This is a genomic window from Sinomicrobium soli (assembly GCF_003285545.1).
Taxonomy (GTDB): domain Bacteria; phylum Bacteroidota; class Bacteroidia; order Flavobacteriales; family Flavobacteriaceae; genus Sinomicrobium.
The window spans coordinates 131,547-144,674 of the sequence record NZ_QLNV01000007.1; the positions used below are offsets into that span (position 1 = coordinate 131,547).

Here is a 13,128-nt window from a genome sequence, read left to right on the forward strand (position 1 = left end):
CGAAGAGAAGCCGATAAATGTATTGTAAAAACAAGTGAATTTATTGTAAATTTGAATGATGAAACGCTATAAACAGTTCGACAGCCTGGTCATCAACGATTTTACCACATCGGTATGGGAACACCCGTTGCACAACCACAATCACTATGAATTTATTTTTATAGCCGGGGGAAAGGGAATGCACCATCTGAACAAACGGCTTTTGCCCTATCAGAAAGGATGCCTGTATTTACTGGGGCCGGAGGACGAGCACGAATTCCTGATCGACGAGGAAACGCACTTTGTCTATTTTAAATTCACCAAACTATACCTGGATTCTTTCCGTAATGAAGATGCCGGTGAGTGGAACAGGGACATTGACATTCTTTTAAAGATCCAGGAACACAAACGCGGCAACCTGCTGACCGATGCAGGAGATATGGTCCTTACAGGGCACCTTTTTGAGATTATAGCAGAGGAATACCGCTGCAACCATCTGTTGAGCAAGAAAATTATCTTTCAGCTGTTTAAATCCATTATCCTGGTGGTTAAGCGGAACAAGGTGGGTTATGGCATAAAAACAGGCCGTGATACAATGCCAGGGATTACCGGGGAGTTGCTGGAATATATCGAACTGCATATTTACGAGCCCAAAATGCTCACCAAAAAAGAAATAGCTGGTCATTTTCATTATTCCCCCCATTATATCGGTGCCTTTTTCAAAGAAAAGATCGGGACTTCGCTAAAAGATTATATCCGGCAATACCGCTATACCCTGCTCGAACAACGTTTAAAACACGGACACCACAGCACCAAGCAACTGGCCCTGGAATTTGGTTTTACCGACGAGAGCCACCTGCACAAGTTTGTAAAAGCATTTTCCGGCCAAACGTTTTCGGCGTTGAAAGCAAAGTATGATCAGGGAGTACCAGAGACCATCTCCCTTCCACAAAATTCTTTATCTTAGTGAACTCCCGTTTCGACAATTCCGGATTCCGGAGACTTAAACATACTAAAACCGCTTTATATGAAAACCTCATTCTTCCTGCTTATCCTGACCTTTACCGTACACTATGGCACGGCACAGAAAACCGTGGGAAGCATCGAACGTTCAGATCCCGGGCTCGATGCCATTATAGACCACACGGCCAGAGCCGAAGTCATAGCCGAAGGATTTACCTGGAGTGAAGGCCCTTTGTGGGTGGAACCGGAACAGATGCTCCTGTTCTCGGACGTACCGGAAAATACGGTATACAAATGGACTGAAAACGGGGGTACGGAAATTTATCTGAAGCCCAGCGGGTATACGGGAACAATACCCGGCCACAGCAAGGAACCGGGAAGTAACGGGCTGTTGCTGAATGCCGGGGGCAAGCTGGTATTATGTCAGCACGGCAACCGGCAGGTGGCCAGGATGGAAGCTCCGCTGGACGAACCCGAACCGGTGTTTCACACCCTCGCCGACCGGTATAACGGTAAAAAACTCAACAGTCCCAATGATGCGGTATACAACAGTAAGGGAGAACTCTTCTTTACCGATCCGCCTTACGGCCTTCCCGCACAAAACGATAACGATCCCACTAAGGAAATCGATTTTAACGGGGTTTACAAAGTAACAGCGGACGGACAGGTGGTACTGCTTACCGATAAGATCACCCGGCCCAACGGTATTGCCCTTTTTCCCGGGGAGAAAAAACTCCTGATAGCCAGTTCAGACTCCAACGCGGCCAACTGGTATGTGCTGGACCCGGAGAATACGGAAAAGGAACCGGAACTGTTTTACAGCGCCACCGATAAGAGAAAAGGACTGAAAGGACTTCCCGACGGACTAAAGATCGACTCCCGGGGCATCGTGTATGCCAGTGGCCCCGGGGGTATATGGATCTTTGACCGGAAAGGAAAAGTCCTCGGAAAAATACGATTGCAGGAACCCGCCTCCAATGTGGCCCTTTCCGGGGATGAAAAAACATTGTATATCACGAATGATATGTATGTACTACGGGTACGGTTGAATTAGGGAAAACGCTACTCTCCCCTGCTTTTCAATACCTCAAACAGCCTCTCGGGCTCGTCCGTAGTGATGACATCCATTCCGTGATCGAGCATTTCTTTCATATCTTCTTCCTTGTTTACCGTCCATACATTCAGGGTCATCCCTTCTTTTTTGGCTTCTGCGATCCACTCCGGGTTCTTCCGGTAAACCTTAATGTTATAGTCCAGGCCGGTATATCCCGCTGCCCTGGCCTCGGCAGGAGGCACATCGCCGTTCAGATAAGCCACCTCTGCCTCCGGGTCGAGCTCGTGTACCAGCTTACCGGCTTCGTAATTAAAGCAGATATATTCTACCATATCACGGGCATTCAGGCGCTGTACCAGGGCTACGGCCATACGGGTGAGTTTGAGGGTGCGTTCCGTTCCCGAAGGGGCGGTCTTGATCTCCAGGATCAGCTTTGTCCTGTCCTGTTTGAGCCCTTCTTCCAGGTATTCCTCAACCGTAGGGATATGTTCACCGTTGGGGAGTGTGGCAGCCCGCAATTGCTCATAGGTAGAACTCTCGATATCCATTCCCATAAAACCGGCATCGTGGTTTACCACCATCACATCATCGCTGGTCAGGTGCACATCGAATTCCGAACCATAGCATCCCAGGGCAATGGCATGTTGCAACGATGCGATGGAATTCTGGGGTAATCCTTCCGTTTTCCATGCCCCGCGATGTGCTATGACCTTATTGTTCTGTTCTCCGGATGTTCCGCAGCTTCCCAACAGCAATGCCAGTACCAGGGACATTGCAGCCGTTACGTTTACAAATCGTCTTATCATAATTGATTTTCATAAAAAAAGGTGCCCCTAACAATTGCGGGCACCCTGGTTATACTTAAACTTCTTAACTCATATTCAGCGTAAATGCTTTCGGACGTTCCATGCTTTCGGAATATTCCTTACCGAAGCGGTCTGTAACCCTGATCTCCAGGGTACTGTCTGCCGCACCGGCCTTTACCTTGAAAAAGTGGGCCGTCGTATTGGTCACAAAGGAAGAGGTGGGCACTGCCCCGGCATTGACGCGAAAAGCTTCATAGGAAACGATATGCAACGGGTCTTTCACCTTTACCCTGGTCACTTCCAGCGGGTTCCCGTTTTCAGTAACTTCCACCTTCCACTGGCTGTCATATCCCCATACGTTGATCAACACTTCATTTGCGGAAGCCGGTGTCGCATAAACTCCTGCATAGGGAGCCAGGTCGGCATCGCTGGCGTCAGGGGCAAATTCGGCTGCATTGATATGCACCTTGTTCAGGTCGTAGGCCCGGAACTGGTAATCTTCATCATAGCCTATACTCTTATAGCTCCACTGCAGGTCGGTGCCGTTGATCTTCCAGATACCGTATCCGCCGGGGCTTCCGTCTTTACAGATATGATTTCCGGCATAGCCGTTCCTGCCGGTCCACCACCAGGTTGCACAGATCGCCGCGGTATTGTGTTCCATGAGGTTGGATTCCTCCTCCACGGTATAATTGATATGCGTATGCCCGGAAAGTACATGTACGGTCGGGAACTCCTTCAGGCAATCTATCAGGGCACTTCCGTTGAGCAGGTCGATGGTGTCTGCCTGGTTTCCTCCGCTGTCCAGGGAGGGGTTTTTATACAGGGGAGTGTGCATGGCCACTACTACCGGGGTGCTTTTGTCCGTAATGGCTGCCAGGTCCTTTTTCAGCCATTCCAGCTGGTCGGAAGCGATAACTTCATTGTAATTACGCTGCCCTACATTACCTTCGGACCCCCCGCTGTTCAGGTATTCCACATCATCCAGTACCACATAGTGTACTTTACCCAGGTTAAAGGAATAATAGGTAGGGCCTATCACTGCCCTGTACTTATCCTCCGCTCCCCAGTCGTTGGCAACATAGGGGTCGTAATCGTGATTTCCTATAAGGTTAAACACCGGGCTGTTCAGTTTGTTCATATACGGGATATACTCGTTCAGCCCGAAGTTATTATTATACCAATAAGCATCCCAGGTCATATCGCCCAGGGTCAGCACATAGACCCTGGTACCGTCGGCGGCATATTTATCGATGGTCGCATTGACATCGGGCAATACCTTGCTGTTAAACTGGTCGAGGTCGTTATTCCTGTCGGCCAGGTGCCAGTCGGCCATAGGGATGACCACGTGATTTTCATTACTCACCCCGATCAGGGAAAAGTCCTGCTGCTCCACGGTCTGCGGGCTGCCGCTCAGCCGCTTAAAGAACTGGGGCGCATTTCCGTTGTTGGCCACCTCATAGTTTCCGGGTACCGAAATAAACACAAATCCCGTCTTTTTAAGCGAAGGCAGGTAATACCTTCCTTCCCCGTCGGTCACTGTGACCTCATACCCGTCGGAAACCACCACTCCGGGTATTCCTCTTCCGTCGGAATATACCAGTCCCTTAACCGTCATTCCCTCGATATCGGGAAGGTCGGTATCGGCTACCAGGTTGATCAGTACGCTTCCGAGCACCAGGCTCTCTTCGCCCCGGGTTACGGTAAGGCGGTATACCCCGGAAGTGAATTCTTCCGGTACGGGAAAGCTCACCGAATTATCGGTTACCGAACTCACCGTACTGCTGTATTCGGCGCCTCCGGACACCGTGGATGTAAGGGTGATAAGGTCTCCCGTCAGAAAGCCTTCCCCGGAAAGGGTCATTTCCCCTCCGGCCAGGACATCCAGCCCGGAAGGGATTACTACCTTTTTAATATTCAGGTTATTGTCCGGATCAAAGCTGTCGTCGTCATTTCCACAGCTTGAGAATCCCAGGCCTATACCGCTTAAACCGGCAAGGGTGGTGAGCCCTCCTATTTTTATAAATCGTCGTCTTGATTGGGTCATATGAACAGGTTTCATTTAATCTATGATTTCTACTTTAATATCATCCAGGAAAATACGGTTCTTGCCCTGGCCTACTCCGTTCAGGTCATAATCGTTACCGAGGAATTTGATCTGGGTGTCCGAAGTAGCCCCGGTAATGATAAAGCTGTAGGCCCGGTCTTCTGCCCAGATATCGTTTTCCACTCCCGCATCATCTTCGGCCCTGGAATTGGGAATATTGTCTATGGTAAAACTATCTGCGCTGGCTTCCCCGGCTCCGAGTGCAGATACCCTGAGGATCCTGTCGTCTACATTTCCTCCGGCAGAGATATAGGCTGCTGCCTTAAAGGTGACCTGTACATTGGCAGTCCCTTCTATATTCAGTTTCGGGGAAATAATATCTCCTCCTACATTGGTTTTGCCCAGTTTTACAAATCCCTGGCGGGCGTATACGATCTGCTGGTTGCCGGAAATTTCCACCGGGGTACTCTCCCACCCGTGGTTTTTCTCTTCCTGTGTCCAGGTGTCATAACGTTTCTCACCCGTAGTTTCATAGGGGATGGCATTTCCGTAAGACAACCAGCTGAAGTTTTCCTCGAGAATAACGGTATTGGACGATTGCGCTATGGTTACGGTCTGGTCCAGTTCCGGGTATTCCGGGGAGCTTACGGTAAGCGATACTTCACGCCCGTCACTCCTGTTTTCGGTACCCTGCAGTACAATACTGTTTTCAGTAACCTCCACCTCGGTAAGCCAGTCGTTGTTATCTACGGTATAGTCCCAGCCTACGGTAGCCTTGATGGCAATGGTAAGCTCGCCCCCCGCAGCAGGGATCGAATAGCCCGCTTCGGCACCTTCGAGGGTAATAAAGGGTACATTCTCCTGTTGTTCTACCGAAAACAGTACCGGTTGCTCTTCCCCGTTCACCACAAAGGCAAAACGGGCGCTCCGGGGCTGAATGGTCATATTCTCCTGTACGATGATACTGAAGATCCCCTCGTCATCACCTTCGTCAGGAAAGGCCCTTACCCAGTCGTTCTCTTCCTGGGCCACGACTTTCCACGGCTGGTTGGAACGCACTACGTATTTCCGGGTTGCTGCCGCAGGATCCACGGAAAGCCCTGTCGGGTCTCCCTCTATGGTAAAATAGGGATCTTCGGCCACCTCGTCGTCATCATTATTACACGACATAAAGACCAGGGGAAGGAACAACATCACGGCAAAAAGCCTCCTGAGTGTTTTTCCTGCACTGAAAATATCCTGTGTATTCATGTTTCTGTTTTTTTTGATTGGTTAGTTTCCTCCCTCTATGGCCTGTTTGCTCCACCATACGGGGGTTTTCATATTGTTTTCTCCTCCCATCCTGTCCAGGGCTTCCCGGGCATGGTCATTATTCGTAGCCATGGTAGTATTGGGATAGGCAAAACGGGTAGGCAGGATAAAGTCGTTATACACGGTCCCGTTTCCTATGGTGAGTTCCGGGTACCCGGTACGCCGGTATTCGTGGTAGGCTTCCATCCCTACCCAGAACAGGGCCAGGTATTTCTGGTTTGCGATCAGCTCCTCCTTGTCGGTTGCATCGTTCCAGGAAGCCAGCTCAGAATCGAGGAAGGTATCTATATCACTGTTGGAAATAGTGACAGGGGTTTCACTGTATTCCCCGTATTCAGACCACTTCTCCATAGAAGCCCTTATGGCGCTGGAATAGTATCCCTCAGCTGCAGACTCACCTCCGGGAATATCTCCTTTAAGGGCAGCTTCGGCGAAGATAAACTGCACTTCGGCATAGTCCATAAACCATCCCGGCGCATCCGGACGACAGAAAACGGCAGCGTTCAGCCAGGATGTGCCCCGGTCTACTTCGCCTTGCTCCTCCGGGGTACATCCGGCTACGGTACCTTTCCAGACATTGTTACCGGGATTTTTCTTCCCGATAATAGGTAAACGCGGGTCGGTATAGGTCTGTGCCCCGGTGCTGCTGGTTACCACCGTCATTTTTATAAGCTGTTCCGTAAGCTTCCTTCCCGAACTGGTAAAATCCCCCTCATTGGTCAGGGCAAATTCGTTCCGGTACGGATCACTTCCCGAAAAGATCACCGTGGCATTATCCGCATTAGACGTAAAAATGGGGTACCTGGACGGATTGTTCAGTATCTCGGTCATCTTGGCCGCCGTTCCCATTTCACTTCTTCCGCTTACCCTGCACAACAGCCGCAGGTAAAGGGAGTTGTTGAATTTCCGCCACTGTTCCATATCACCGCCATACATCCCGTCCAGTGCCGGCTTCAGGAATTCGGGGTTTGTAGCATAAAGGTCATTGGCCGTTTCCAGGGCCTCGAACAGCTGCCGGTATACCTCTTCCTGCGAATCGAATTTTGGTTTGAGGATCCCGTCGGCCTGCCGTGCCTGGAAGGCTTCCGTATATGGAATATCGCCAAAGATATCGGTAAGGTTAGACATATACATCACCTTTAAGGTCATGGCTATAGCCTGAAGGGATACATCTTCCTGCTCCACGCTCAGTTCATACATATGACTCACATTGTTCCCATAGCGGCCATACATATTCCACACGTTACTCCAGTTACTTTCACTGATGGAATACCTATGCTCTTGCCGGGTGGTTCCCCCGGTAAAGGCGGTAAACTGTATCAGTTCGTTATTCCAGAACCAGGTGTAATTCAGCCAGGCATTGGCCCCGTTATACAACAGGGGTTCAAACATCCCGCTGGCCTTTATCTGCCCTAACAGGGTAGCGTTCGGGTTCGTATTGATATCTTCGAAATCACCGGTACATCCCACTGTGAGAAGCAGTGCAAATCCGACTGTCTTTATTTTGTTTATACTTATCATAGCTGTTGAATTAGAATGAAAGTTTAACATTTAACCCGTAGGACCTGGTCATGGGAAAGGCCATGGACTCTATCCCCGGATGAATATCCGAACCATTCAGCATCCCGGTTTCCGGGTCGTATTGCGGAAAATCGGTCCAGGTAAACAGGTTAGTGGCAAAGGCCCCTATACTGGCACTCTGCAAAAACCCGGTCTTGCGGCATATCTCACCGGGAAAATCGTAGTCCAGGCGAACTTCCCTCAGTTTCAGGAAAGATGTATCGAAAGTATTCATCTCTACATTATCCCTGTTCCACACATACGTATTGTAATAGGTTTGTATGCTGTTGGTCACCGTAGTGTTTTTGGTATAGGTTACTGTACCGTCGGAATGCTCAATACGGTTAACCCCCGGATGTACCAGGCCGTCATACCTTCCTTTGAGGGAGTTTTTGAGTTTTCCCTGGTAGGAAAGAGAAAAGTTGGTCACCGAAAAGGCATTTCCTCCCCACTGCCCGGAAAAAGCGGCCATCAGTGAAAAGTTCTTATAGCGGAACCGTTGTATCATCCCTCCTCTCCAGTCGGGATTTACCTTTCCGATCCTCCGGTCCGGATTGGTATCAAGCTCCGGGTAGCCTTCAGAATTTACAATATGCATACCGGAAGCATCTACCTGTTCTCCGTTCTCGTCGACATAGAAAGCTCCTTCAGGTGCTCTCCGGAACCCTTTTCCGTAAATGACATTCATTTCTTCACCGAGATAGGAATACACGAAAACCCGGCTTCCGATAGTGGTTCCCCTACCCGGCTGATAAGGCTCGTCAGGGTCCCAGCCATCCTGCAGGCTTACCAGTTCATTAAAGTTCTTAGACCAGGTAAGGTCGAACGACCAGGTAAAATCTTCTGTTCTCATCGGCACGAACGTTCCGGCTACTTCAATCCCTTTATTTACGATCTCCCCGGCATTGATCTTCCGTCCGGTAGCCCCGGTAATCTGGTCGGTGGCAACCGTTATAATCTGATCAGTCATGGAAGAATAATACAAGGCGAGATCAAGTGAAATACGGTTCTTAAAAAGTTTGGTTTCCAGTCCTACCTCCCAGCTCTCCACATTTTCAGGCCGGATCAGCGGATCAGGAATGGTTCCCGGTACTACAGAACCTCCCGGAAATGAAGTGGTTCCATAGGTCTGATCTAACTGATAAGCATCGGTATCATTCCCCACATTGGCCCAGGAAAGGCGAAGTTTAAGCATATCTACCCAGGGCGCATTTTCCCGAAAGTTAAATATCCTGTCGGTCAATATACTTGCCGCTACAGATGGGTAAAAATAAGACCAATTGCCTCGTGCCAGAGTACTTGACCAGTCGTTACGCGCAGTGATATCCACAAAATATGTATCGTCCCAACTCAGCGAGGCCATTCCGTAAAGGCTGTTGATCATTTTTTTGCTATGAAAGTCATATACACTGGGAATTACACCGGTAGGCAAGTTGGTCGTGTGGTACACCCCTTCCTCCCCCAGCTCATCGAGGGTGGTTTTACTGTTGTGGTGTTTTTGGGTCATATTGTTTCCCCCCAACATCAAAGACAGTCCGAAACGGTCTTCCACAAGGGTATTATTGATATACCGCAGCATAAAATCGGTATTCAGTTCGTAATGCCCTATGGTTTGTTCCCGGTAAAAACCGTTCTGGTACCCCGCCGTATAAAACGGTTTACGCTGGGTACGAAAGTCATTAGACCAATCAAGCCCTGATCTCAGGTCAAGAGTAAGCCCTTCCATCAGGTCAAAAGACAGGGTCACATTTCCGAACACCCGGTTTTTATCATTACCGTTCAGCCCTTCGTACAGTGTCCTGTACGGATTAAAAGAATTGGCCGAAGGGTACACCAGTCCCTGGCCGTTCTCTCCCTGTGCATTCCAGTTGGTATAATTATAACGCCCTTCAAAATGTTCCTTCTTCCATTCGTCTATACTGTTGACATTAAATCCCCATACCAGGGCATACATGGGGTTGACCTCATCATATCCTCCTGCAGGCATATTATCGCTCTTCCGGTTGTAATAATTCACCTTGGTACTAAGCTTGATCTTGTCGTTCAGCGGTGTGGTAAACGACAAGGAAACCGAACGCTTATTAAACCCGGTATTGGGCAGTATCCATTCGTTTTCGTAATTGGTAAATGAAAACCGTGTGGAAGTCCCTTCCCCGTTACCTCCGCTTACGGTCACCGTGTTATTGGTAGTTACCCCGGTCTGAAAGAACCCGGTATACCAATCGTCCTGGTATACCCAGGGCAGCTTGGTATAGGTATTGTTATCCCAGTCTTTGGAGGCGTAGAGGTAACGCATTTTATTAGGATCGAATTTTTCCCCGAAAGTATATCTGGAATAACGGCGGGGGGTAGCCACCCCGTCAGGCGCCATTTCGGGAGTGAGTTCCCACATCGAAAATTCATTCAGCCCCATATCGGAACCATTCCCGTATTCGGTCTGGAAGTCGGGAAAATAACCGGCACGTTCAAAAGTCAGGGAAGAGTTTATGGTCACCCCAAGGCCCTTATCCTTACGTCCGGATTTGGTTGTAATGATAATCGCCCCGTTAGCGGCCCGTGAACCGTAAAGTGCAGCAGCAGCCGGGCCTTTAAGTACCGAAACGGACTCCACATCCTCCGGGTTGATATCACTGGCCCCGTTACCGTAATCTACCGGGGCATCTGCCTGGGCATAATTACTTACACTCCTGGTTGCTGTTATGTCATCATAAATGGGGATCCCGTCTACTACAAACAACGGACTGTTTTTGCCGTAGTCAAGAGACAGGTCGCCCCTGAGACTCGTTCTTACCGAACCGGCAGGGCCGGTACCTGCAGAAGAAAAGGATAATCCCGCCACTTTTCCCGACATATTGTTCATCCAGTTCCCGGTGACGGTCTTGGTCAGGTCGTCACCCTCTACCTTGGTCACCGCATAACCAAGGGACTTTTCTTCCCTCGTAATGTTGAGGGCGGTAACCACTACCTCATCGAGGGTCTCATTTTCCTCTTCCAGGACCACCTGGATATGGCTTCTGCCGTTTACGGCTACTTCCTGGCGTTTCATCCCGATATAGGTAAATACCAGCACGCCGTCGGCAGGGACCCCGCCAAGTTCGAAATTACCGTCAAAATCGGTTGTGGTCCCCAGGCTGGTACCCTTGCGCACAATGGTAACCCCTAACAGGGGCACGCCGTTGGCATCGGAAACGGTACCGCTCACCGCAGACCGCTGAACCGCCCTAAGGGTTACCGTATTTCCCGAGATGATATAGGTAACTCCGGCCGAACGGCCGATGCGGTCGAGGATGTTCTTTAAGGATTCGTTGTTAAAATTATAGGAGAACGACCTGCGGTCGTTAAGGATCTCATCGGAATACCTGAACTGGTAACCGGACTGTTGTTCCAGCTGTTTAAAAAGCTGGTCCAGCGTTGTATTTTCAATGTTAAGAGTCAGTCTTTCTCCAGCCTGGTTCTGCGCAAGAACCCCACTGGCCGGAAGGCACAGCAGGCATATCAAAAGGAGGTGCTGACACAGGCCTTTTACGAAAAGAAATTTCCCTTTTTCACGTAAACTTAATTTCATAACTTGGTAGTTTATTAATTTTAGTTAACTGAATTCCACAGAATTCACTTTCTTCCCACCGGAACTGGTGACGACAGTTCCGGTGTTTCTTTCGGTGCGATAGCGGTTTTTCCTCTTATAGTCGGTCTCCTTTAATGGTTATCGTATCGTTTTTAACTTCATACTTCATCCCTGTCATAAACTGCAGGCTCCGAAGTACGTTATCCAGGGATTCATTTTTATAAGTCCCCCTTATCGTACGTTGCAGAATAGCTTCCGATTCGCACTGCACCTTCACCCCGTACCAGTGTTCCATAATCTCAAAAGCCTCTCCGGCCGGGATCTCATCAAATCGCAAAATATTTTTACGCCATTCGGTAAAGCGGGCGGCCGCTACCGCAGCGGTGATAAATTTCTTCTTTTCCACATCGAAAAAGGCGCGGTTGCCCGGGGTCAGGATCACCCCGGCGCCGGTGTGTATACCGGATACCTTTACCTTTCCGGTCTCTACGGTTACGGCCATATCAGTGGTATCGGCATAGCTTACCCCGAAAGAGGTCCCCAGGACCGTAGTCCTGAAATCTCCCGAGCTTACCACAAAGGGCTGGTGCGTATTCTTCACAACCTCAAAAAAGGCTTCTCCCTCCAGCCTTACCTGTCTCTCCTTCCCTGAAAACCGCTCCGGGTATACCAGGCTGGCACCGGCATTGAGATAGGCCACAGAACCGTCGGGCAGGGTGAGTTGTTTTCTTTCTCCCTTCCCACTCATTGCGGTAACATACTCCGGGGCCGGCAAAAACATATCCGGGCCGGCAATATGGTAATATCCGAGCCCTATACTTATGAATACCAGTACGGCAGCAGCCCACTGTACCGCACGACGGCGCATCCGGTACCTTTTATGTACTGCCTCCGAACGAGCCCTTTCTATTTTTGAACGCAACATGCCAAGCCCCCTTTCCAGGCTGAATTCATCAGGACGGAGACCTGTATCCTTCTTCCATTCCCGGCTCAGCCATTCATACGCTTTGCGGTACGAGTCATTTTCCAGGTATCCTTTCAATACCCGCCGCTCGCTGTCCGAGGCTTCCCCGGTAAGGACTTTTGCTGCCAGTTCATAAAAGGCATCATTACTCATTAGGACATCGCTTTTTATTATTAAGACTGGAATTTGGTCAGGAACCTGCCATTGCAGCAGGTTAACAAATCGTTAACTAAACACCTGTATGCTTCAGAAGTGTACCTCCATCAACAGCAAACAGGGAATAAAAGAGGTCAGAAACCGGGATTCATACTGAGAAATATGCCTAATGGCCTCTATCATCTGCTTCTGTACGGTATTCACGGAGATCTGGAGCATTTCTGCTATCTCCCTGTATTTCATACCTTCCAGGCGGCTCAGTTTGAAAATGATCTTCCGTTGCGGGGGGAGTTCATCGATAATCGATGCTATATGCTTCTCCGTTTCCGAATACCGCAGCAGGGATTCCGCATTCATATCGGAAGCTTTCTCATGAGAACCGGAATGCTGTATTTCGAAGAAAGTCTCCCTGTTCTGATGCAATACCGTCAAAGATCGGTTTTTTATGGCGATAAAAAGATAGGATTTCAGATTTTTCACCTGAAGCTTGCGGCGGTTCTGCCAGATATTAAAAAAGACATCGGAAACCACCTCTTCGGCCACATCCGGGTTTTTTACAAAAGATCCTGCAAACTGGCAGAGCGGGTAATAATATTTTTGAAACAGTTGTTCCAGTGCCGACTGGTCATCGTCCTGTATCCGTTTCAGTAATAGATTGTCTTGCTCCATCCTTGCTGCTGATCTCCTTTTAACCGGGTTCATTTTTAGAGACGGGAAAATTAC

Annotated in this window: 9 protein-coding genes; 2 read left to right on the plus strand and 7 right to left on the minus strand. The window is 49.3% G+C overall.

Annotated features, from left to right (window positions below; genetic code table 11):
• Positions 1–55 precede the first annotated feature (55 nt).
• Complete coding sequence (locus DN748_RS11025; protein ID WP_112371885.1) at positions 56–946, plus strand: AraC family transcriptional regulator; 891 nt, start codon at positions 56–58, stop codon at positions 944–946.
• A 60-nt stretch (positions 947–1,006) separates the two neighbouring features.
• Complete coding sequence (locus DN748_RS11030; protein ID WP_112371886.1) at positions 1,007–1,996, plus strand: SMP-30/gluconolactonase/LRE family protein; 990 nt, start codon at positions 1,007–1,009, stop codon at positions 1,994–1,996.
• 8 nt (positions 1,997–2,004) lie between these two features.
• Here DN748_RS11030 and DN748_RS11035 read toward each other — a convergent pair whose 3' ends face one another.
• The 7 genes from DN748_RS11035 to DN748_RS11065 form a co-directional block, all read right to left on the minus strand.
• A complete protein-coding gene (locus DN748_RS11035) occupies positions 2,005–2,802 on the minus strand; it encodes a glycerophosphodiester phosphodiesterase (protein WP_112371887.1) in 798 nt (265 codons plus the stop codon).
• A gap of 64 nt (positions 2,803–2,866) precedes the next feature.
• Positions 2,867–4,864, minus strand: coding sequence for a calcineurin-like phosphoesterase C-terminal domain-containing protein (locus DN748_RS11040; RefSeq protein ID WP_236636843.1), 1,998 nt, complete (start codon positions 4,862–4,864; stop codon positions 2,867–2,869).
• On the minus strand, positions 4,865–6,100 hold the full coding sequence (locus DN748_RS11045; RefSeq protein ID WP_112371888.1) for a BACON domain-containing protein: 1,236 nt from the start codon (positions 6,098–6,100) through the stop codon (positions 4,865–4,867).
• A 21-nt stretch (positions 6,101–6,121) separates the two neighbouring features.
• Complete coding sequence (locus DN748_RS11050) at positions 6,122–7,681, minus strand: SusD/RagB family nutrient-binding outer membrane lipoprotein (RefSeq protein ID WP_161554539.1); 1,560 nt, start codon at positions 7,679–7,681, stop codon at positions 6,122–6,124.
• A 10-nt stretch (positions 7,682–7,691) separates the two neighbouring features.
• On the minus strand, positions 7,692–11,285 hold the full coding sequence (locus DN748_RS11055) for a SusC/RagA family TonB-linked outer membrane protein (RefSeq protein ID WP_112371890.1): 3,594 nt from the start codon (positions 11,283–11,285) through the stop codon (positions 7,692–7,694).
• A 115-nt stretch (positions 11,286–11,400) separates the two neighbouring features.
• Positions 11,401–12,402, minus strand: coding sequence for a FecR family protein (locus DN748_RS11060; RefSeq protein ID WP_112371891.1), 1,002 nt, complete (start codon positions 12,400–12,402; stop codon positions 11,401–11,403).
• Positions 12,403–12,495: 93 nt separating this feature from the next.
• On the minus strand, positions 12,496–13,074 hold the full coding sequence (locus DN748_RS11065) for an RNA polymerase sigma-70 factor (RefSeq protein WP_161554540.1): 579 nt from the start codon (positions 13,072–13,074) through the stop codon (positions 12,496–12,498).
• Positions 13,075–13,128: the final 54 nt, after the last annotated feature.